21 protein-coding genes are annotated in these 22,075 nt (G+C 67.7%); 14 read left to right on the top strand and 7 right to left on the bottom strand.

All coding sequences use genetic code 11. The annotated features are described in order from the left end of the window. Positions 1-2 precede the first annotated feature (2 nt). The 4 genes from pcaB to G9373_RS25315 are packed head-to-tail and all read left to right on the top strand — an operon-like array spanning position 3 to position 4,596. Positions 3-1,355, top strand: coding sequence for a 3-carboxy-cis,cis-muconate cycloisomerase (gene pcaB, locus G9373_RS25330; protein WP_054247719.1), 1,353 nt, complete (start codon positions 3-5; stop codon positions 1,353-1,355). Beyond that, positions 1,352-2,554, top strand: a complete 1,203-nt coding sequence (pcaD, locus tag G9373_RS25325; protein ID WP_005261319.1) for a 3-oxoadipate enol-lactonase — start codon at positions 1,352-1,354, stop codon at positions 2,552-2,554. The genes pcaB and pcaD overlap by 4 nt, the downstream gene beginning before the upstream one ends. Next, positions 2,551-3,348 (top strand): IclR family transcriptional regulator, encoded by a 798-nt coding sequence (locus G9373_RS25320; RefSeq protein WP_005261320.1) that lies wholly within the window; start codon positions 2,551-2,553, stop codon positions 3,346-3,348. The genes pcaD and G9373_RS25320 overlap by 4 nt, the downstream gene beginning before the upstream one ends. A 36-nt stretch (positions 3,349-3,384) precedes the next feature. Further along, complete coding sequence (locus G9373_RS25315; protein WP_054247720.1) at positions 3,385-4,596, top strand: acetyl-CoA C-acetyltransferase; 1,212 nt, start codon at positions 3,385-3,387, stop codon at positions 4,594-4,596. A gap of 109 nt (positions 4,597-4,705) precedes the next feature. Here G9373_RS25315 and G9373_RS25310 read toward each other — a convergent pair whose 3' ends face one another. Both G9373_RS25310 and G9373_RS25305 read right to left on the bottom strand, forming a co-directional pair. After that, complete coding sequence (locus G9373_RS25310; RefSeq protein WP_054247726.1) at positions 4,706-5,197, bottom strand: metallophosphoesterase; 492 nt, start codon at positions 5,195-5,197, stop codon at positions 4,706-4,708. Between the two features lie 92 nt (positions 5,198-5,289). Then, complete coding sequence (locus G9373_RS25305; RefSeq protein WP_005562852.1) at positions 5,290-6,204, bottom strand: shikimate dehydrogenase; 915 nt, start codon at positions 6,202-6,204, stop codon at positions 5,290-5,292. 110 nt (positions 6,205-6,314) lie between these two features. Here G9373_RS25305 and G9373_RS25300 point away from each other — a divergent pair, with 110 nt between their 5' ends. After that, positions 6,315-6,992, top strand: coding sequence for a TetR family transcriptional regulator (locus G9373_RS25300; protein ID WP_005562849.1), 678 nt, complete (start codon positions 6,315-6,317; stop codon positions 6,990-6,992). A 122-nt stretch (positions 6,993-7,114) separates the two neighbouring features. After that, positions 7,115-8,515 (top strand): MFS transporter, encoded by a 1,401-nt coding sequence (locus tag G9373_RS25295; protein ID WP_005562847.1) that lies wholly within the window; start codon positions 7,115-7,117, stop codon positions 8,513-8,515. Between the two features lie 59 nt (positions 8,516-8,574). Here the strand turns inward: G9373_RS25295 and G9373_RS25290 are convergent, their stop codons facing one another. From G9373_RS25290 to G9373_RS25270, 5 genes are all read right to left on the bottom strand, one after another. Continuing rightward, positions 8,575-9,390 (bottom strand): ATP-binding cassette domain-containing protein, encoded by an 816-nt coding sequence (locus G9373_RS25290; protein ID WP_005261327.1) that lies wholly within the window; start codon positions 9,388-9,390, stop codon positions 8,575-8,577. Positions 9,391-9,394: 4 nt separating this feature from the next. After that, on the bottom strand, positions 9,395-10,453 hold the full coding sequence (locus tag G9373_RS25285; protein ID WP_005261328.1) for an ABC transporter permease: 1,059 nt from the start codon (positions 10,451-10,453) through the stop codon (positions 9,395-9,397). Positions 10,454-10,598: 145 nt separating this feature from the next. Further along, complete coding sequence (locus tag G9373_RS25280) at positions 10,599-11,597, bottom strand: substrate-binding domain-containing protein (protein WP_005261329.1); 999 nt, start codon at positions 11,595-11,597, stop codon at positions 10,599-10,601. 188 nt (positions 11,598-11,785) lie between these two features. Next, positions 11,786-13,147, bottom strand: coding sequence for an MFS transporter (locus tag G9373_RS25275; RefSeq protein ID WP_167117340.1), 1,362 nt, complete (start codon positions 13,145-13,147; stop codon positions 11,786-11,788). Positions 13,148-13,178: 31 nt separating this feature from the next. Further along, complete coding sequence (locus G9373_RS25270; RefSeq protein ID WP_005261331.1) at positions 13,179-13,916, bottom strand: GntR family transcriptional regulator; 738 nt, start codon at positions 13,914-13,916, stop codon at positions 13,179-13,181. Between the two features lie 202 nt (positions 13,917-14,118). Here G9373_RS25270 and iolC point away from each other — a divergent pair, with 202 nt between their 5' ends. From iolC to G9373_RS25230, 8 genes are all read left to right on the top strand, one after another. Further along, complete coding sequence (gene iolC, locus G9373_RS25265) at positions 14,119-15,108, top strand: 5-dehydro-2-deoxygluconokinase (protein ID WP_005562843.1); 990 nt, start codon at positions 14,119-14,121, stop codon at positions 15,106-15,108. Next, on the top strand, positions 15,101-16,000 hold the full coding sequence (locus G9373_RS25260) for a hypothetical protein (RefSeq protein WP_005562841.1): 900 nt from the start codon (positions 15,101-15,103) through the stop codon (positions 15,998-16,000). The genes iolC and G9373_RS25260 overlap by 8 nt, the downstream gene beginning before the upstream one ends. A 21-nt stretch (positions 16,001-16,021) precedes the next feature. After that, positions 16,022-16,918 (top strand): 5-deoxy-glucuronate isomerase, encoded by an 897-nt coding sequence (gene iolB / locus G9373_RS25255; protein WP_005562839.1) that lies wholly within the window; start codon positions 16,022-16,024, stop codon positions 16,916-16,918. Next, complete coding sequence (iolD, locus tag G9373_RS25250) at positions 16,915-18,873, top strand: 3D-(3,5/4)-trihydroxycyclohexane-1,2-dione acylhydrolase (decyclizing) (RefSeq protein ID WP_167117310.1); 1,959 nt, start codon at positions 16,915-16,917, stop codon at positions 18,871-18,873. Before iolB ends, iolD begins: the two co-directional genes overlap by 4 nt. Before the next feature lie 33 nt (positions 18,874-18,906). Then, positions 18,907-19,812, top strand: coding sequence for a sugar phosphate isomerase/epimerase (locus tag G9373_RS25245; protein WP_054247722.1), 906 nt, complete (start codon positions 18,907-18,909; stop codon positions 19,810-19,812). Between the two features lie 26 nt (positions 19,813-19,838). Then, a complete protein-coding gene (locus tag G9373_RS25240; protein WP_054247723.1) occupies positions 19,839-20,906 on the top strand; it encodes a Gfo/Idh/MocA family oxidoreductase in 1,068 nt (355 codons plus the stop codon). Positions 20,907-20,911: 5 nt separating this feature from the next. Beyond that, on the top strand, positions 20,912-21,784 hold the full coding sequence (locus G9373_RS25235) for a sugar phosphate isomerase/epimerase family protein (protein ID WP_054247724.1): 873 nt from the start codon (positions 20,912-20,914) through the stop codon (positions 21,782-21,784). Positions 21,785-21,795: 11 nt separating this feature from the next. Further along, on the top strand, positions 21,796-22,075 hold a 280-nt coding region (locus G9373_RS25230; RefSeq protein WP_167117307.1), incomplete at its 3' end, for an aldehyde dehydrogenase family protein.

The raw sequence follows: 22,075 nt of genomic DNA, 5'->3' as shown, positions 1-22,075 counted from the left end.
GCGTGAACTCTCCGGAGCCTTCCCGGGGTGCCCTGTTCGATCCGACGTTCGGTGCCGGCGAGTTGTCGGCACTGCTCTCGGACCGGGCGTGGGTCACCGCGATGGTCGAGGTCGAGGCCGCACTGGCCCGGGCGGAAGCGAAATGCGACGTCATCCCCGCCGCGTCCGCCGACGCCATTTCGTCGGTGTTCGCGCGCGTCGTCGCCGAGGGATCCGTGGATGTGGGCGCCCTCGGCGAGGCGGCCGCAGCGGGGGGTAATCCCGTGATCCCGCTGGTGAAACTGCTCCGCGGCGAGGTCGCTGCCGCCGATCTCGGAGCGCCCGGAAGCCATGTGCACAAGGGCGCCACGAGTCAGGACATTCTCGACACCGCCCTGATGCTGCTGTGCCGCCGGTCGGGGGCGCACATCCTGGCGTCCCTCGACGAGGCGGTGCTGTGCGCCGAGGCGCTCGCACGGGCCCAGCGCGACACCCCGACCGCCGGCCGCACACTCGGCCAGCAGGCCCTCCCCACCACGTTCGGCGTGCTCGCCGCCGGGTGGATGACGGCGTTGCACAGGGCTTCTCGCGCGCTGTTCGACGCACTGGACGGCCTCCCCGTGCAACTGGGAGGTGCGGCCGGCACGTCCGCTGCGCTCTACCCGCACGGCCTCGACGTCGCCGACGTGCTCGCCGACGAACTCGGGCTGGCACGTCAGGACGTGCCCTGGCACACCGATCGCACCCGCATCGCACTGCTCGCGTCGGCGCTCGGAACGGCCGCGGGCGCGGTGTCCAAGATCGCCACCGACATCGTGTTCCTGTCGTCCACCGAGGTCGGTGAGGTCAGCGAAGGGTCACCCGGCGGTTCGTCGGCCATGCCGCACAAGCGCAATCCGGTCGCCGCGATCGCGGCCCGTGCCGCGGCTCGCCGCACCCCGGGACTCGTCGCGACGATCCTCGGCTCGATGGATCACGAGCAGCAGCGCGCCGCGGGTGCCTGGCACGCCGAGTGGGAAACGCTCACGGACCTGCTGCGCCTCACCGGCGGAGCCGTCGCGCGCATCGCCGACTCGCTCGGCGGACTGAACGTCCACCCCGATGCGATGGCCCGCAACCTCGACATCACCGGCGGCCTGCTCCTCGCGGAACGAGTCACCGGCGCCCTGTCCGCCCGCACCGACAACGCGCGCGACCTCGTGACCGCCGCGTGCGAGACCGGAAGCCCTCTCGACGAGGATCCGGGGCTCCTCGAATACCTGCAGGCGGACGAGATCCGCGCCCTGCTCGACCCCGCCGGATACCTCGGCCACGCCCACGACATCGTCGACCGCGCACTGGAGACAGTGGCCCGCGGCCGGGAAGGAACGCGATGACAGTCGCACTCGCACACGAAATCTCCGGACCCCGAAACGGCGCGGCGGACGCCCCCGTCGTGGTCCTGCTCGGATCGCTCGGTTCCAACCGGTCCATGTGGGACCCGCAAATCGCGGCGCTGTCCGACGAATGCCGGGTGGTCGCCGTCGATCAACGCGGCCACGGCGAGTCGCCGGCACCGGACGGCCCGTACTCCGTCCGCGACCTGTCCGAGGACGTTCTCGCCCTGCTCGACTCGCTCGGCGTGGACGCCGCCCACTTCGTCGGACTGTCCATGGGCGGTGCGATCGCCCAGTGGCTCGGCGCGCACACTCCGCGCCGGGTGCTGTCGCTGTCGCTGCTGTGCACCGCCGCGAAATTCGGTGAACCGCAGGCTTGGACCGAGCGGGCAGCGGCATCGCGCACCGACGGTCCGGAGTCGCTCGCGGACGCCGTTGTCGCCCGGTGGTTCAGCGAGGGGCTCGCCAAGCGTGATCCGGAATTCGTCCGGCACTACCGCGAGATGATCGCGTCGACGTCCCCCGAGGGATACGCCGCGTGCTGCGACGCCCTCGCGGACTGGGATTTCACCGCCGACCTGTCCCGCATCAGCGCGCCGACGCTGGTGATCGCGGGTGAGGAGGATCCGTCCACCCCGCCGTCGGTCATGCAGATCCTCGCGGACGGCATCACCGGTGCCCGGTTCGAGGTACTCTCCCCCGCCGCCCACGTCGCGAACCTCGAGCAGGCAGGCGCCGTCACGGCGCTGCTGCGCGAACACATCGCCGGCGGCGGGTACGCGCGCGGACGTCGCGCCGCGCACGCACAGGGAATGACGGTGCGCCGCTCGGTTCTCGGCGACGCGCACGTGGATCGCTCCGTGGCGGGAACCACCGACTTCACGGCACCGTTCCAGGACTTCATCACCCGCACCGCGTGGGGCGACATCTGGTCGCGCCCCGGGCTGGACCACGAGTTGCGGCGGCTGCTCACGATCGCCGTCCTCACCGCGGTCGGAAACGAGCACGAACTCGACATGCACATCCGCGCCGCCCTCCGCGCGGGTGTCGACGCCGACACCATCGGCGAGGTGCTCCTGCACACCGCCGTCTACGCCGGAGTGCCCAACAGCAATCTCGGGTTCGCGCTCGGCAAACAGGCCCTCGCCGACCTGTCCTCCACCGACACCGGGGCCACGGAGGAGAATTCGCAGACATGACCGCTACCGAACCGACGGAGAAGATCCTCCCGTCCCCCGACTACGTGCAGTCGCTGGCCCGGGGCCTCGCCGTGATCCGCTGCTTCGACAACCGGAATCAGCGGCGCACGCTCAGTGACGTCGCCCGCGCCACCGACCTGACCCGTGCCACCGCACGCCGATTTCTGCTCACCCTCGTCGAGCTCGGCTACGTGGCCACGGACGGTTCCGCGTTCTGGCTCACCCCGCGGGTGCTCGAACTCGGATACAGCTACCTGTCGAGCCTGTCGCTGCCGGAGGTCGCGCAGCCGCACCTCGAGAGGCTGAGCCACAAGGTCCACGAGTCGTCGTCGGTGTCGATCCTCGACGGTGCCGACATCGTCTACGTCGCCCGGGTGCCCGTCAGCCGGATCATGACGGTGGGCATCACCATCGGTACCCGGCTCCCCGCGTACGCCACCTCGATGGGCCGGGTCCTGCTGGCGGGACTGCCCGACGACGAACTCGACGCCTACCTCGAGAAGCTCGACATCCAGCGGCTCACCGAACGCACGATCACGGCCCGCGACGACCTGAAGGCTGCGATTCTCGCGGTCCGCGCGGACGGTATCTGCGTTCTCGACCAGGAACTCGAGGCAGGCCTGCGGTCGATGGCCGCCCCGATCCGCAACGCCTCCGGGCTGACCGTCGCCGCGGTGAACATCTCCACTCCGGCCGCGCGATACAGCCTCGAGGATCTGCATTCCGATCTCATCCCGTCGCTGCGGGTCACCGCAACCGACATCGAACAGGACCTCGCCACCGTCAATCGCTGACGCAGTGCCCGAGGAAACTTCATGAAAGGTCTTTCCATGCGTGACGTCGTCATCTGCGAGCCCCTGCGAACGCCGGTCGGGCGCTTCGGCGGAATGTTCAAGGACATCACCCCTCAGAGCCTCGCGGCCACCGTCATCACGGCGCTCGTCGAACGCACCGGCATCGAGGGCAGCCAGATCGACGACGTCATCCTGGGCCAGGCGTCCCCGGGCGGGGAAGCCCCGGCCATCGGCCGGATCGCGGCCCTCGACGCCGGACTCGGCATCGACGTCCCCGGCATGCAGGTGGATCGCCGCTGCGGATCCGGTCTGCAAGCCGTCATCACCGCAGTGCTCCAGGTGGCGTCCGGCGGCAACGACCTCGTCCTCGCCGGTGGCGCCGAATCCATGAGCCAGGCCGAGTTCTACACCAACCCGAACATCCGCTGGGGCGTCAAGGGCGAAGGGGTGCAACTCGCGGACCGGCTCGCCCGCGCCCGCGTCACCGCCGGCGGTGCGAACTTCCCCGTGCCCGGCGGCATGATCGAGACTGCCGAGAACCTGCGCGCCGAGTTCGACATCAGCCGTGAGGACCAGGACGCGCTCGCCGTGCAGTCGCACCAGCGTGCCGTCGCCGCACAGGAATCGGGACGCTTCGCCGAGGAAATCGTCGGAGTGACGGTGCCGCAACGCAAGTCGGACCCGCTCGTCGTCGACAAGGACGAGCACCCCCGCGCCGACACCACGGTGGAGTCGCTGTCGAAGCTCCGCGCCATCCGCTCCAAGATCGACTCCGCCTCCACCGTCACCGCAGGCAACGCCAGCGGGCAGAACGACGGTGCCGCCGTGTGCATCGTGACGACCGCCGAGAAGGCGAAGGAACTCGGACTGAAGCCCCTCGCTCGCATGGCGTCCTGGGCCGTGGCCGGCGTCCCGCCGCGCACCATGGGCATCGGCCCGGTGCCCGCCACGGAGAAGGCCCTCGGTCAGCTCGGACTGTCGCTGTCCGACATGGGGGTCATCGAACTGAACGAGGCCTTCGCCGCACAGACCCTCGCCGTCCTCCGCAGCTGGGACCTCGACCCTACCGACGAACGCCTCAACCCCAACGGATCCGGCATCTCCCTCGGACACCCCGTCGGCGCCACCGGCGGCCGCATTCTCGCCACCCTCCTGCGGGAGATGGACCGTCGCGAATCCCGCTACGGGCTCGAGACCATGTGCATCGGCGGCGGCCAGGGACTGGCCGCGGTGTTCGAGCGGGTCTGATCCAGCGCCTCGAATGCACGCATCGGCGGGCAGGCTTCGTGCCTGCCCGCCGATGCCCATTCTGGGCCGAGAATGGACGTCCACGGCTGCCACGGAGCAGTCGGGCTCGTCACAGCCGGTGTAATTCGACGTCGCCGAGTTCACCGTCGCGGACGGTGGCGGTCATGTACGTGCAGTGCGGCTGCCGTCGCCGATCCGTCGGTGATCCCGGGTTCAGCAGTCGCAGTCCGGTTTCCGTGGTGGTGTCCCAGGGAATGTGGCTGTGCCCGAAGATCAGGACGTCGGTGTCCGGGTAGGCGGCCGACATCCGTTTCTCCCTGCCGGCGGAGGCCCCGGTCTCGTGCACGACGGTGATGCGCACCCCGGCCAGGCTCACGTCCGCCCGCTCGGGCATCAGGGCGCGCAGTTCGTCGCCGTCGTTGTTGCCCCAGCACGCCACGAGCCGCGCCGATCGCGCCTGCAAGGCCTCGAAAGTGGGGAGATCGACCCAGTCGCCGGCGTGGATCACCACGTCGGCGCGGTCGACCTCGTCCCACACCCGGGCGGGCAGGTCTCGTGCCCGCTTCGGGACATGGGTGTCGGCCAGCAGCAATAACCTCACGGTCACAGTCTGCGCGAATCCGCACCCTTTCTCTGCATCCGCACCCGTTTTCGCGAAAAGCGGTGCGGGTGCAGAAATGGGGTGCAGGTGCTTTACGCGCCGGCGAGCGCGGCGGCGTCCTCTGCCTGCAACAGCAGACCCATGTGCTCACGCATCCGCTGGGCGTCCGGCTCGAGGCCGGTGAAGATCCGGAAGGAGTCGACGGCCTGACCGATGGTCATGCCGATTCCGCTGAGAGTCCGGGCGCCGATCTCGCGGGCGCGGCGGAGGAGTTCGGTTTCGGCGGGACGGTAGACGACGTCCGCGACCCACAGGTCGGGGCGCAGCAGCGCGGCGTCGAGTGCCATGCCGGGGTGGGCCGCCATGCCGATCGGCGTCGCGTGGATGAGGCCCTGGGCCGCACCGACGGCGGCGGGAACGGCGGAGAGGTCGCCGGCAGCGATTTCCCGGTCCGGGAACAGTTCGGCGAGCGAATCGCGCAGATCCTTCGAGCGCGCGGCGTCGGCGTCGATGATCGTGAAGTGTCCGACACCCCGGGTCAGCGCGGCATAGGCGACGGCCGCGCCGGCGCCGCCGGCCCCGAGTTGCACGACGCGGTTCATGGGCGCGCCTTCGAGACCCTCGTCCATGTTGCGCGCGAATCCGGACCAGTCGGTGTTGTGGCCGATCAGGCGCCCGCCGTCGATGTGGACCGTGTTGACCGCGCCGAGCTTGCGCGCGTCGTCGGAGAGGTCGTCGAGCAGCGGAATGACGGCCTGCTTGCACGGGTGCGTGATGTTGAGCCCGTTGAACCCGAGGAGTTTGGCGGCCGAGAGGAGCTGCGGCAGTCCCTCGACGCCCACGCCCAACGTGTCGAGGTCGAGGATCCGGTAGACGTACCCGACGCCCTGCACGCGACCCTCGGCCTCGTGGAGCGGCGGGGTCAGCGATTTCGAGATCCCGGTGCCGATCAGACCGCACAGGTACGACGGGCGAGCGGTGGGGGCATCGAGGTCACGAGAGGTCATGGCGATCACTTCCGGGAGAGGACTGGGAGCTAATTAACTATCTAGTGAGTTATGTCACGGTAGCATACCTCCATACCGCGCGGAAGACAGCACAGGCAGGAGTTTCACCGATGACACGAAGCGAGACGACGGGCGCGACCTCCGAGAAGGAAACGGTCAAACGGACCCGTAACCCCGAGAAGACCCGGGAGAACATCCTGCGGGTGGCGATGACGGAATTCGCCGACAAGGGCCTGACCGGGGCCCGCATCGACGAGATCGCGGCGAAGACCGCCACCACGAAGCGGATGCTCTACTACTACTTCGGCGACAAGGAGGGGCTGTACCGGGCAGTACTGCAGCGGGCCTACGAGGAGATCCGCTACGAGGAGTCCCAGCTCGACGTCGACCACCTCGAGCCGACCGAGGCGATCCGCGCGCTCGCCGAGCTGACGTTCGACCATCACGAGGCCCACCCGGACTTCATCCGTCTCGTCGCGATCGAGAACACGAATCGCGGCGCCAACCTCGTCCAGGCCGAGGGGCTCCCCGAGACGCAGGCTCCGGCGATTCGCACGCTCGAGCGGATCCTCCAGCGAGGACAGGAGGCGGGCATCTTCCGCACCGACACGACGGCGCTCGACATCCACATGCTCATCAGCTCGTACTGCGTCTTCCGGGTGGCGAATCGGTACACGTTCAAGGCGCTGTTCGACTGGGATCTCACCGGCGCGGAGAACCGCCCCCACCTGCGCGCAATGATCGGCGACGTCGTCCTGGCGTACCTGCAGCAGCCCGGGAAATTATGAACTAACCATTTCGACCATTATTGACTCGAGGCTGTGACCGGGGTTACCTTGCTTCTACGACCTACGAACACCTGCTCTTCCGAGCCGCCCGTGTTCACTTTCCTCGCTCCCCAGGAGTATCGATGACCATCGACTACGGCACCGGCGTCTCCGGTCGAAACGGTGACGGCAAAGGCCGCTCCTCCGTCGACCCCAACGCTGATCCCACCAACGCGAAGAAGGCCGCGAAGGCCGCCTTCTTCGGCAGCCTGCTCGAGTACTACGACTTCTACATCTTCGCCTCGGCTGCTGCGCTGGTCTTCCCGCACGTGTTCTTCGAGGGATCGAAGAATCCGCTGCTGCTGTCGCTGGCCACCTTCGGCATCTCCTACATCGCGCGTCCGATCGGCGCCGTGTTCGTCGGACACTTCGGCGACCGGGCCGGACGCAAGAAGGTGATGATGTTCTGCCTGGTTCTCATGGGCGTCGTCACGTTCCTGATCGGCTGTCTGCCGTCGTCCGAGCAGGCCGGAATGGTCGGCCCGGTGCTACTGGTGCTCCTGCGCATCTGCCAGGGCGTCTCCGCGGCCGGCGAACAGTCGGGTGCGGGCTCACTCACCCTCGAGCACTCCCCCGCCCACCGTCGCGGCTTCTTCTGCAGCTGGACGCTCACCGGTACCCAGGCCGGCTTCATCGTCGCGAGCCTCGCGTTCATCCCCGTCGCGGCGCTGCCCGACGAGACCCTCTACAGCTGGGGCTGGCGCGTCCCGTTCTGGTGCAGCCTCCTCGTCCTCGTCGTCGCCTACATCGTGCGTCGCAAGCTCGAAGAGCCCGAGATCTTCATCGCCAACAAGGAAGCACTGGACGAGACGCCCGCCCCGCTGCCCGTCGTCGACCTCTTCCGCACGCACTGGCGTGACGTTCTCCGTGTGGTCTTCTGCGCGTTCATCGCCGTCGTCAGCACCGTGTTCTCCGTGTTCGGCCTCGCCTACGCCACCACCCCCGAGATCGGGATGAGCCGCACGACCATGCTGTGGGTCGCGATCGCCGCCAACGCGGTGGCCCTGGTCTCGCAGCCGCTGCTCGGCATGCTGTCCGACCGGATCGGCCGCAAGCCGGTGTTCATCGGTGGCGCGATCGGTTCGGCCGCCGGAATCTTCCTGTACTTCGCCGCGATCGGCACCGGCAACGTGGCGATGATCTTCCTCGCCGGCATCCTGCTGATGGGTGGCGTCTACGCCGGGACCAACGCCATCTGGCCGGCGTTCTACGCCGAGATGTTCTCGTCGCGGGTTCGCTACTCCGGTATGGCGATCGGCACGCAGCTCGGTTTCGCTCTCGCCGGATTCGCTCCGACCATCGCCCAGGCACTGCGCGGCGCCGACCCGAAGAACTGGGTGCCGGTGGCGATCTTCACCGCCGTCTGCGCGCTCATCGCCGCGGCTTCTGCCTCCACCGCCAAGGAGAACTCCCGCACTCCCCTGATCGACCTCGACAAGGAGGATGTCGCGCTCACGAAGGCGAAAGCGAACGCGAAGGTCTGATCCACTCGAAACGAACGATGCGCCCGGCACGTGTGCCGGGCGCATCGTCGTGTCGGTGCCTAACGCCGCAGTTCGTGGGTGAGTGCTTCGAGTTCGTCGCCGCCGGCCATCTGCTGGGTGAGTTCTTCGAGGCTGATCTCGTCGAACGTGCAGTCCAGTTTCTGGCGGCCGCGGTTGAGGAGGACGAAGTGGTCGCCGACCATGTAGGCGTGGTGCGGGTTGTGGGTGATGAACACGACTCCGAAGCCCTGTTCCTTGGCGGCGGAGATGTAGCGCAGCACCATCCCGGACTGCTTGACGCCGAGGGCGGCGGTGGGCTCGTCGAGGATCAGGACGCGGGCGCCGAAGAAGATCGCCCGGGCGATCGCGACGCACTGGCGTTGACCGCCGGACAGCGAGCCGATGGGGGCGTCGACATCGGGCAACTCGATGCCCATCTTCGACAACTCGGACATCGTGGTGGCACGCATCCCGTTCGCGTCGAGGGACCTCAGCGGTCCCTTCCGCAGTTCCTGGCCGAGGAAGAAGTTGCGCCACACCGGCATCAGCGACACCACCGCCAGATCCTGGTAGACCGTGGCGATGCCCTTGGAGAGCGCTTCCTTCGGTGAGCCGAAGGTGATGGCCTCGCCGTCGACGAGCAACTCACCCTCACTCTGCTGGTGCAGGCCGGCGATGATCTTGATCAGGGTGGATTTGCCGGCTCCGTTGTCGCCGAGGACACCGGTGACCTCCCCGGCCCGCACCCGCAGGTTGATGTCCTGCAGGGCGATGATGTTGCCGTACCGCTTGCCGACGTGTTTGAGCTCGATCAGCGGGATCTTGTCGCCACCACCGGGTTCGGTATCGACGGGCATCTGTTCGATGGTACTCATGCGGTCACCTCTTGGCGGCGTAGTTGCGGAAGGCATTGTTGGCGATGACCGCGAACAGCAGCATCGCGCCGAGGAAGAACTTGAACCAGTCCGGGTTCCAGCCGGCGTAGACGATGCCCTGGTTCGTCATGCCGAAGATGAACGCGCCGATCGCGGCGCCGATCGCGGTGCCGTACCCGCCGGTGAGCAGGCAGCCGCCGATGACCGCGGCGATGATGTAGAGGAACTCGTTGCCGATACCCTGCCCGGACTGGACGGTGTTGAACGAGAACAGCAGGTGCATCCCGACGAACCAGGCGGCGAACCCGACGGTCATGAACAACCCGATCTTGACCTTGGTGACCGGGACGCCGATCGCGCGGGCGGAGTCCTGGTTGCCGCCGACGGCGAAGATCCAGTTCCCGATCCGGGTCTTGAACAGCACCCAGGTGGCGATCGCGGTGAACAGCAGCCACCACACCACGGTGATCCGCACCGACACCCCGCCGATCTCGAACGAGGACGCGAACACCTTCTTCGCCGAGTCGAAACCCTGCATGTCGGACACGCTGGGGGTGGCGACCTGGCCGGTGACGAGTTTGGTGACCGCCAGGTTGATACCGGTGAGCATCAAGAACGAGCTCAGCGTGATCAGGAAGCTGGGGATCTTCGTCTTCATCACCAGGTACCCGTTGAAGAACCCGACCGCCAGCGAGACGACCAGGGCGAGGGCGGCGCCGGCCCACAGGTTCAGGTGCAGGTTGTAGGCGATCATCGACGCCGCGAGGGAGCTGGTGGTGACGGCGACGCCGGCGGAGAGGTCGAATTCCCCGCCGATCATCAGCAGTGCGACCGCGCACGCCATGATCCCGATCGTCGACGAGGCGTAGAGCACCGTGGCCAACGCTTCGGGGCTGCGGAACGGGGGTGCGACGACCATGAAGAAGACGAAGATGGCGATCGCACCGAACAGGGAACCGATCTCGGGGCGGACCAGCAGACGCTGCAGGCGTTTTTGTTCTTTCACCCGCTCGTCGTGGACGACCTTGTGACTGGCAAGGTCCAGATCTTGCTGTGTGGACATGATTTCCTCTCCGCGCCGGTGGATCTCAGCGTTGTGCAGTGCCGGCCGGCCGTGCGGCCGGGTCGATGGTGACGGTGATGGTGTGTGCATGAGATGGACCCACCGGGGTCCGGATCGTGTGCCCTGACATGTGATCGGCCGCCGATCAGCGGGTGCCGGCCTTGGCGTACTCGGCGACCTTGTCGATGTTGGACTTGTCGATGAACGACGGCCCGGTCAGCGTGGGCCCGCCGCCGCCGATGACGTTGCCGTTGTTCAGGTAGAGCCACAGCGAATCGATGGCCAGGTAGCCCTGGAGGTACGGCTGCTGGTCGATGGCCCACTGCACGCTGCCGTCGGAGATGGCATCGACGAGTGCCGCGTTGGTGTCGAACGTGTAGACCTTGGCCGGGCTGCCCGCGTTACCGACCGATTGCACGGCGGTCAGGGCGATCGGGGCGCCGAGCGCGAGCACACCGTCGATGGACGGGTCCTGCTGGAGCTTGGCGGCGATCGTCGAGTTCACCGACGGCATGTCCTCCCCGTTCACGTTGAGTGTCTCGAACGTGCCGCGGAAGGTCTGCTTGGCGCCGGCGCAACGGGATTCGAGCTGAATCTGGCCCTGCTGCTGGATGACGCAGATGACGTGCTTGGCGCCGTCCTCGTTGAGCCGGTTCCCCGCGGCCTGGCCGGCGATGGTCTCGTCCTGCCCGAAGTACTGGGTTGCCCCCATGTCCTTCCAGGCTCCGTATCCGGCGTTGAACGCGGAGATCGGGATGCCTGCCTCCTGCGCGCTCTTGACGGCGGGAGCCATCGCCTCGGGGGTGGCGAGGGTGAGCGCGAGTCCGTCGACCTTGGAATCGATGGCCGTCTGCACGAGGTTGGCCTGGTTGGGGGCCTGCGGATCGGAGGAGTACTTCAGTTCCACGTTGTCCTTGTCCGCGGCGTCCTGCGCGCCCGTGCGGATCAGGTCCCAGAACGTGTCGCCCGGTGCCGCGTGCGTGACCATTGCGATCGTGATGCGCGGGGTGTCGGCGGTGCCCGCGCCGATCCCGGACCCACTGCTGTCCGGCTTGCCTCCGGTGCTCGAGCACGCCGCGAGGCTCATCACCAGGGCACTCGCGCAGGCCAGTACCGCCACGCGACGCCGGTTGGGGAAGTTCATCTGCTTTTCCTCTCGGGGGGGACGAACGGCCCGGTGACGTCTCGGCCGTGTGCCTTAGATGTAATACGCGTCACACCCGAAAGTCAATAGTTTGTCTGGACATTAGGACCACATATCAAATGAGCGGACACGGGTGTCCCGCAGACGGCCCGGAAATCGAGCAGATGCGTGGGCGGGTGCGGGCGCGCTCAGCGCGTGACCGCTGCCCCGGCGTCGCGCGGCAGACGCAGGGTGTCGACCACCGTGCACAGCATCAGCAGCCCCAAAAGGACGAAGGTCCAGGAATATTCGGACCCGAATCCGTGCTCGGACGACGTCGCCAACGGCGTGAACGCGGTGAGGGCGAGCGCTGCGACCGCGATCCCGAGACCGGCCGCCAGTTCCTGCACGGCGGCGTTGAGGGTGTTCGCGTGCGTGAGGTCGGCACGATCGACGTCGGAGAACGCGAGACTGTTGTACGCGGTGAATCCGACCGAGCGCAGGGCTCCGCTCACGAACAGGACCCCCGCGATGACCGGCATCGGGGTCGACGAGCTCAGGGCGGCGAGGAGCCCGAAGCAGCCGACGGACAGCAGGGCGTTGACCAGCAGGATCGGCCTGATCCCGAAGCGCCGCATCAGCGGCGTCGTACAGGGCTTGATGGCAATGTTGCCGGCGAACAGCGCCGCGACGAGCAGACCCGCGAGGAACGGCGTCCAGCCGAAGCCGAGTTGGAACTGCAGCGGCAGCAGGAACGGCACTGCCGTGACGATCAGGCGGTAGAGCGAACCCCCGGTGACGGTGGTCCGTAGCGTCCGGACGCGCAGCACGCGGAAGTCGACGAGCGGGTGGGGTGTGCGGGCGAGATGGCGCACCGAGGACGCCAGCAGAACGACCGCGACCACTCCCCCGATCGCGACCCGCCGCCAGTCCGTGCCCGTCACGCGGATGCTCTCCAGCGCGATCAGGGCTGCCGCGATCCCTGTTCCGACCCCGAGGAGGCCCCGCCAGTCCAGCCTGCTCGTCGACCGCGAGCCCACCCCGTGAACCAGCTTCAGGGACAGCAGGATTCCGAGAATGCCGATGGGAATGTTGATGACGAAGATCCATCGCCACGAGCCGACGGTGGCGATCGCACCGCCGAGCAGGGGCGCGATGACGGGCGCTGCCAGCGCGGGCCACGTGAGCAGGGCTATCGCGCGGACGAGGTCGCTCTTCGTGCTCGACCGCAGCACCGCGAGCCGCCCGACCGGCACCATCATCGCGCCGCCGACTCCTTGCAGCACCCGCATCGCGACGAGCATCGGCAGTGACACACTCGCCGCGCACCCGATGGACGCCAGCGTGAACACGGCGATGGCGGCCACGTACACCCGGCGCGTCCCGAACCGGTCGGCCACCCACCCGCTCGCGGGAATGAGGACGGCGACCGTCACCAGGTAGGCGGAGATCGCGATGTTGACGTCGACTGCGTCGACACCGAAGGACTCGGCGATCAGCGGGACGGCGGGCGCGATGATGGTGGCGTCGAGAATTTCCATGAACAGGGCACCTGCCACCAGCAGGGCCATTCCGCGGGGGAACGACGTCGCGCGCGCGGTTCTAGCGATCGACAACGGTCGTGTCGAAGTAGTACCGCGACGCGCGGTAGCAGTGACTGCCGAACTCGACGGCGCTTCCCGAGTCGTCGAACGCGGTCCGGTTCATCGTCAGCAGCGGCGCCCCGGTCTTCTCGTCGAGCAGCGACGCCTCCGCCTTGCTCGCCGCTTTCGCGCCGATGCGCTGCCGTGCCAGCCGGATGTGCACGCCGCGGGCCCGGAGTGCGTGGTAGAGGCCGTGCGCCTCCAGTTCCTCGGGATCCGGCGCGAGGTCCACCGGGATGTGGTTGGTCATCAGCGCCAGCGGTTCGCCGTTGGTGCTGCGGAGGCGCCGGATGGACGCGACCTCGGCGCCGGGCTGCAGGTTGAGTTCGGCGGCGACGTCTTCGGCCGGCACGGCCACCTGGTAGTCGAGGAGTTTGGTGGTCGGGCTCTGCCCCGCCCGCGCGAGGTCGTCGAAGAGGCTGGTGAGTTCGACCGGCCGGTGCACCGCGCTCTGCACCACCTGGGTTCCGACCCCGCGTTTGCGGACGAGCAGCCCCTTGTCGACGAGCTCCTGGATGGCGCGGCGCGTGGTGGGGCGCGACAGGTTCAGCCGCTTGGCGAGCGCCAGTTCGTTCTCGAAGCGGTCACCGGGGGCGAGTTCCCCGCCGATGATCGCGTTCTCGATCGTCTGCGCGAGCTGGAAATACAGCGGAACCGGGCTCGACCTGTCGAGCTCGACTGCGAGTGGTGCACCCACGGACAACTCCGATCCTCGTGCGCGGGGCGACGTCGCCGTCGCCGATCTTTCCGGCAGTGTATGCGAACACTAACACCAGATTGACTTCAAGTAATAATGTCAGGACAAAGTCTTGACAGGAGTCGGTGAGGTGGAGCACAGTTTCAATCAGACCTCGGCGCCCTGCGCAGACCACCCACAACGACCTATTCGGGAGTCAGCCTTGACCACCATCCAGACGCATACCAACCGGAACGGATTGGACGTCCTCGCCATCGGGCGCTGCGGTGTGGACATCTACCCATTGCAGACCGGAGTCGGACTCGAACACGTCGAGACGTTCGGCAAGTTCCTCGGCGGAAGCGCGGCCAACGTCACCGTCGCCGCCGCCCGCCTCGGCTGCCGCAGCGCGCTCATCTCGGGCGTCGGCAACGACCCGTTCGGACGCTTCGTCCGCACGGCACTCACCGACCTCGGCGTCGAGAACCGCTACGTCGGCATCGACACCGAGCACCCGACTCCCGTTACGTTCTGTGAGATCTTCCCGCCGGACGACTTTCCGCTGTACTTCTACCGCAAACCTGTCGCCCCGGACCTGCAGGTGACGCCGGCGGACATCGATCTCGACGCGGTCCGCGACGCGAAGCTGTACTGGTCGACCGTCACCGGGCTGTCCGAAGAGCCCAGCCGCAGCGCGCATTTCGCAGCCTGGGAGGCCCGCGGACGCCGCACCCACACCGTCCTCGATCTCGACTACCGCCCGATGTTCTGGTCCTCCCCCGCCGACGCCACCGCTCAGGTGCAGCGGGCCCTCCAGCACGTCACCGTCGCGGTCGGCAACCGTGAGGAATGCGAGATCGCGGTCGGCGAGACCAACGCACACAAGGCCGCGGACGCCCTGCTCGATCTCGGCGTCGAACTGGCCATCGTCAAACAGGGCCCCAAAGGGGTCCTCGGGAAGACACGCACCCAGAGCATCACAGTGCCCCCGAACGACGTCCAGGTTGTCAACGGGCTCGGTGCCGGCGACAGCTTCGGCGGCACGCTGTGCCACGGCCTGCTCGCGGGGTGGCCGCTCGAGAAGATCCTGCGCTACGCCAACGCCGCGGGGGCGATCGTCGCCTCCCGCCTCGAATGCTCCACCGCGATGCCGACGGCCGACGAGGTCCGGGCGCTCGCCGATTCCACCACTTCGGAGGCTGTCAATGTCTGAAACTCTCGCTCACCGCGCAGCCTGCACGTCGTATGCCGACGTCACCGACGTACGCGCGAACGACCCGGGCGCCATAGACCGCGCCTGGGCGACCCGGATCACCCGGCCCACGATGCGCGGTAACGGCCGGCTCATGATCGTCGCCGCCGACCATCCCGCCCGCGGCGCGCTCTCGGTCGGCGACCGTCCGACCGCGATGAACAGTCGCACCGACCTCCTCGACCGCCTCCGCACCGCCCTGCGCAACCCCGGCGTGGACGGTGTGCTCGCCACCGCCGACATCCTCGACGATCTGGTGCTGCTCGGCGCGCTCGACGACAAGGTGGTCATCTCGTCGATGAACCGCGGCGGCCTGGCCGGCGCCAGTTTCGAACTCGACGACCGGATGACCGGCTACACCGCGGCCGGCACCGCGAAGGCAGGCATGAACGGCGGAAAGATGCTGTGCCGCATCGATCTCAACGATCCCGGAACGCTCTCCACCCTCACCGCGTGCGCCCAGGCGGTCGATTCGCTCGCCGAGGCCGGACTGATGGCCATGGTGGAACCGTTCCTGTCGCGACGGGTCGACGGCAAGGTCAAGAACGATCTCGGCGCCGACGCCGTGATCAAGTCGATCCATATCAGCCAGGGCCTGGGCTCCACGTCCGCGTACACCTGGATGAAGCTTCCGGTGGTCGACGAGATGGAACGCGTCATGGACGCGACGACGCTTCCGACGCTACTGCTCGGCGGAGACCCGCAGACAGCCCCCGAGGAAACGTTCGCGAGCTGGGCCAAGGCCCTCGCGCTGCCGTCGGTCCGCGGCCTGATCGTCGGACGCACCCTGCTGTACCCGCGGGACGAGGACGTCGCCGCCGCGGTCGACACCGCCGTATCCCTCGTTCACTGACGCACACCGGAGAGGCCCACGATGAACAGCAAGTACTACGTGCCGATCGGTTCCGCGGCCACCGGGCCGTTCGACCTCGAGGTCACCCCCGAATCGGCGGGCTGGACCGAATCGAGTCTGCGGGTGCTCACCCTGGCCCCCGGTGGCTCGGCCGAACTCGCGTCCGGTGACGACGAGATCATCGTCGTGCCACTGGCCGGGTCCGCGGCGGTGTCGAGCGAGGGCACCGAGTTCGCCCTCACCGGGCGGCGATCCGTGTTCGACGGACCGAGCGACTTCGCCTACGTGGGCCGGGATTCGGCCTACACGGTGACGAGCGCGACCGGTGGACGATTCGCCCTGTGCGGGGCCCGCGCGCGGCAGAAGTTCCCGTTCCGGTACGTCCCGGCAGCCGACATCTCCGTCGAACTGCGCGGCGCGGGCAACTGCAGCCGCCAGGTGCACAACTTCGGCACCGCCGATCGCTTCGAGGCCGATTCGATCATCGCGTGCGAGGTCGTCACTCCCGGCGGCAACTGGTCGTCGTACCCGAGCCACAAGCACGACGAGAACCGCGACGTCGAGTCGCAGCTCGAGGAGATCTACTACTTCGAAATCGCCGAAGCAAATTCCACCGCAGTGGATTTCGGCGGAACCGGATTCGGCTACCATCGCGTGTACGGCACTCCCGAGCGGCCCATCGAGGTGCTCGAGGAGGTGCGCTCCGGTGATGTGGTGCTCGTGCCGCACGGCTATCACGGACCGTCGATCGCCGCCCCCGGACATCACATGTACTACCTGAACGTCATGGCCGGGCCCGGCGAAGACCGCGCCTGGAACATCTGCGACGACCCGGCCCACACCTGGCTGCGCGGCAGCTGGGAACACCAGACCGTCGATCCCCGCCTCCCCCTCCACGCACCGTCCGAAGGAGCATGACCGTGGTGTCCACCGCGCCGATGTCGGCGAGCAAGAACCCCAACGCCGAGGGCACCGTCCACCTCACGGTGGCTCAGGCAACCATCCGATTCCTCGCCAACCAGTACGTCGAGCGGGACGGCGAACGCACCAAGTTCTTCGCCGGATGCTTCGGCATCTTCGGCCACGGCAACGTCGCCGGACTCGGTCAGGCACTGCTGCAGGCCGAGATCGACGCGGTCGAAGCCGGGACCGAATCCGAACTGCCGTACGTCCTCGGGCGTAACGAGCAGGCGATGGTGCACAGCGCGGTCGCGTACGCACGCCAGAAGGATCGCCTGCAGACGTGGGCGGTGTCGGCCAGCGTCGGCCCCGGCTCGACCAACATGCTGACCGGCGCGGCGCTCGCCACCATCAACCGGCTGCCCGTCCTGCTCCTGCCCGCCGACACGTTCGCCACCCGCGCGAGCGCACCGGTGCTGCAGGAACTCGAACTGCCCTCGAGCGGCGACGTCACCGTCAACGACGCGTTCAAACCGCTGTCGCGCTACTTCGACCGGGTGTGGCGGCCGGAGCAGTTGCCTTCGGCGCTGCTCTGCGCGATGCGCGTGCTGACCGACCCCGTCGAGACGGGTGCGGCCACCGTCGCCATTCCGCAGGACGTGCAGGCGGAGGCTTTCGACTGGCCGGAGTCGCTGTTCGCGGAGCGCACGTGGCACCTGGCCCGGCCGCTCCCCGAGAAGTCGGTGATCGAGCGGGCCGCGGACGTGATCCGGACGGCGAAGAAGCCGCTGATCGTCGCGGGCGGTGGCCTGATCTACTCGGGCGCCACCGAGACACTGGCCTCGTTCGCCGAGGCGACCGGAATTCCGGTCGGTCAGAGTCAGGCCGGCAAGGGTTCACTGCCCTACGACCACCCGCAGTCGGTCGGCGCGATCGGCTCGACCGGCACCACGGCGGCCAACGCGCTCGCCACCGAGGCCGATGTGATCATCGGCATCGGCACCCGCTACAGCGACTTCACCACGGCGTCGCGGACCGCGTTCAACAACCCCGACGTGCGGTTCGTCAACATCAACGTCGCGTCGATCGACTCGGTGAAGCAAGGCGGCGTCAGCGTCGTCGCAGACGCCCGCGAGGCGCTCGAGGCACTCGCCGTGGCACTGCGCGACTACCAGGTTTCCGGCGAGTACCGCTCGCGTACAACCGAACTCGCGGACCACTGGGAGTCCACGGTCGACGCGGTCTACAAGATCGACGACGACTCGCTCGGCTTGAACCAGAACCAGGTCATCGGTCTCGCCAACACGCTGTCGGATCCGCGGGACGTCGTCGTGTGCGCCGCCGGCTCCATGCCCGGCGACCTGCACAAGCTGTGGCGTACCCGCGACCCCAAGGGCTACCACGTCGAGTACGGCTTCTCGTGCATGGGCTACGAGATTGCCGGCGGCATCGGCGCCAAGATGGCCTGCCCCGACCGCGACGTGTTCATCATGGTCGGTGACGGCTCGTACCTGATGATGGCCACCGAACTCGTCACGGCCGTGCAGGAGAACGTGAAGGTCATCGTGGTCCTCGTGCAGAATCACGGGTTCGCGTCCATCGGGTCGCTGTCGGAGTCGCTGGGCTCTCAGCGGTTCGGCACCGACTACCGCTACCGCGGCGACTCCGGCCGGCTCGACGGCGACATCCTGCCCGTCGATCTGGCGGCCAACGCCGCCAGCCTCGGCGCCGACGTGATCCGCGCGAACACGGCCTCCGAGTTCGCCGACGCGGTCAAGCTGGCGAAGGCCAGCGACAACACCACCGTCATCCACGTCGAGACGGACCCCCGCATCGCGGCCCCGGACAGCGAATCCTGGTGGGACGTGCCGGTCAGCGCGACCAGCACGCTCGACTCCACCCGGGCCGCCTACGAGACGTACGCGCAGTGGAAGAAGATCCAGCGTCCGTTCCTTCGCCCGTCCGGCAACTGACCCCTCCGACACACTTTCTCGAAAGGAATTCCGATGAGCGTCATTCGCGTCGGATCCGCCCCCGACTCCTGGGGCGTCTGGTTCCCCGAAGACCCCCAGCAGACCCCGTACGGTCGGTTCCTCGACGAGGTCTCCGCATCCGGTTACGAGTGGATCGAGCTGGGGCCGTACGGCTACCTGCCCACCGACCCGCAGCAACTCCGTGACGAACTCGCGGCCCACAATCTGAAGCTGTCGGCCGGCACCGTGTTCGAGCACCTCCACCAGGACGGCTCCTGGGATGCCGTGTGGACCCAGATCGAGGACGTCGCGAAGCTGACCGCCGCCGTCGGCGGCAAGCATGTGGTCGTGATCCCGGAGATGTGGCGCGACCCGAGCAGCGGCGAGGTGCTCGAGGACCGCAATCTCACCGCGGAGCAGTGGAAGAAGAAGACCGGCGGCATGAACGAGCTGGGCAAGAAGATGTTCGAGCAGTACGGAGTGAAGGCGCAGTACCACCCGCACGCGGACAGCCACGTCGACACCGAGGAGAATGTGTACCGCTTCCTCGACGGCACCGACAGCGAGTACGTGAACCTGTGCCTCGACACCGGCCACATCAGCTACTGCGGCGGCGACAACCTCGCGATCATCGAGCGCGCCCCCGAGCGGATCGGCTACCTGCACCTCAAGCAGGTCGATCCCGAGGTCCGCGCCAAGGTCGAGGCCGAGGACCTGCCTTTCGGCGAGGCCGTCAAGCTCGGCGCGATGATCGAGCCGCCGCTCGGCATTCCCGACCTGCCGCCGCTGCTCGCCGCGATCGAGAAGCTCGACATCGACGTGTTCGCGATCGTCGAGCAGGATCTCTACCCCTGCGCCGTGGACGTTCCGTTGCCGATCGCCCAGCGCACCCGTAAGTACCTGGGGTCCTGCGGGATCCCGTCCGTCAAGTTCGTCTAACCGATCACGTCAGGAGCTAGTCAGCTATGTCCGGAAGCAACGACCTGCGCATCGCCGTCCTGGGTGTCGGAATGATGGGCGCCGACCACGTCGCACGCATCACCGAACGCATCAAGGGCGCCACGGTCGCCGTCGTCAACGATTACTTCATCGAGAAGGCCGAGCAGATCGCGGCCGGGATCCCCGGCTGCCGGGTGATCGGCGACCCGCTCGACGCGATCGCCGACCCGGGTGTCGACGCCGTCGTCCTGGCCACCCCCGGCCCGACGCACGAGAAGCAGCTCCTCGCCTGCCTCGAGCACGGCAAGCCGGTGATGTGCGAGAAGCCGCTGACCACCGACGTCGCCACGTCCCTCGAGATCGTCAAGCGCGAAGCCGAGCTCGGTAAGAAGCTGATCCAGGTCGGCTTCATGCGACGTTTCGACCACGAGTACGAGCAGCTGAAGTCGCTCATCGACGACGGCGTGTTCGGGCAGGTGCTCCTCGCCCACTGCGTGCACCGCAACCCCGCCGTGCCGCCGAGCTTCGACAGCTCGATGATCGTCAAGGACTCGCTGGTCCACGAGGTGGACGTCACCCGATTCCTGTTCGACGAGGAGATCACCTCGGTACAGATCCTCCGGCCCGCCGCGAACCCCGGTGCGCCCGAAGGACTTCAGGATCCTCAGATCGCGTTCTTCACCACCGAGTCCGGTCGCCACGTGGACGTCGAGGTCTTCGTGACCACCGGTGTCGCCTACGAGGTTCGCACCGAGATCGTCGCCGAGAAGGGTTCGGCGTTCATCGGGCTCGATGTCGGGCTCGTCCGCAAGTACGGCACCGGCGCGGGCGACGGCCGCTCGGGCGCCGGAGCGTGGGGCGGGGAGATCACCCCGTCGTTCAAGGAACGCTTCGGCCAGGCCTACGACGTCGAGATCCAGCGCTGGGTGAACGCCGCCCGCACGGGCGCGGAGACCGGCAGCTACGTCGACGGACCCGGCGCGTGGGACGGCTATGCCGCCGCCGCCGTGTGCGCCGCCGGCGTGCAGTCGCTCGAGACCGGCGAGCGCGTGGCCGTCGACATGGTCGACCGTTCCTCCATTCCGGGAGCCTGATCACGATGAAGATTGCACTCGATCCCACCCCGTTCCACCACGACTACTCGCTCCTCGAACTGCCGGCCGTGGTTGCCGAACTCGGCTTCGAACACCTGCAGCTCACCCCGCATCGCGACATGATTCCGTTCTTCAACCACCCGAAGGCCGACGACGAGCTGGTCCGGCAGTTCCGCAAGTCCTGCAGCGACGCGGGCGTCGGAATCGCCTCCGTGTTGCCGGTCCTGCGGTGGTCCGGCCCGGACGAGGACGCCCGCGAGGCGGCGGTGCGGTACTGGAAGCGCGCCATTCAGATCTCCGTCGACCTCGGTGTGAACGTGATGAACACCGAGTTCAGCGGTCGCCCGGAGAAGGCGGAGGAGTCGGAGCGCGCCTTCTACCGGTCGATGGAGGAACTCGTCCCCATCATCGAGCGTGAAGGCATCGACGTACGCATCGACCCGCACCCCGACGATTTCGTGGAGAACGGTCTGGACGCCATCCGGATGATCCGCGGCATCAACTCGAAGAACTTCGGACTGGTGTACGTCGCGTGCCACTCGTACCACATGGGCGCCGGCATGCTCGAGATCATGCGGGCGGCCGGCGACATGCTGCGGCTCGTCCACGTCGCGGACACGATGGATCACCACCGCTCCCACGGACTGCGGTACATCACCAACCCGCCCGGCAACCCGGTGCGTGTGCACCAGCACCTCAAGATCGGTGACGGCGACCTCGACTGGGACGAATTCTTCGGCGGGCTCGGCGAACTCGGCTTCTACGACAAACCCGACACCGTGATGGTGTCCAGCGTTTTCGCCGAAGACGAGAACGCTCACGACGTCTCCCGCTACCAACTGAAGACCATGAAGGATTACATCGCGCGCACGCGGTGAAAGGACAACACATGAGCACCAACATCACTCGCGAAATCCCACACTGGTCCGACGGCAAGGGTTTCGCCGGTACCAGCGGCAACACCGCCCCGGTCACCAACCCGGCGACCGGTGCCGTCACCGGTCAGGTCGCCCTCGCCGGCGTCGAGGACGCCCGCGCCGTCATCGACGCCGCCGCCGCCGCGTTCCCCGCCTGGCGCGACACCTCCCTCGCCAAGCGCACCCAGGTGATCTTCAACTTCCGGGAACTGCTCAACGCCCGCAAAGGCGAGTTGGCCGAGATCATCACCG

It is taken from the genome of Rhodococcus sp. A14 (genome assembly GCF_011603105.1).
In the GTDB taxonomy this organism is placed as follows: domain Bacteria; phylum Actinomycetota; class Actinomycetes; order Mycobacteriales; family Mycobacteriaceae; genus Rhodococcus_F; species Rhodococcus_F opacus.
Note: the sequence above shows the minus strand (reverse complement) of the source record. Positions and strands in the feature narration are given on the sequence as shown.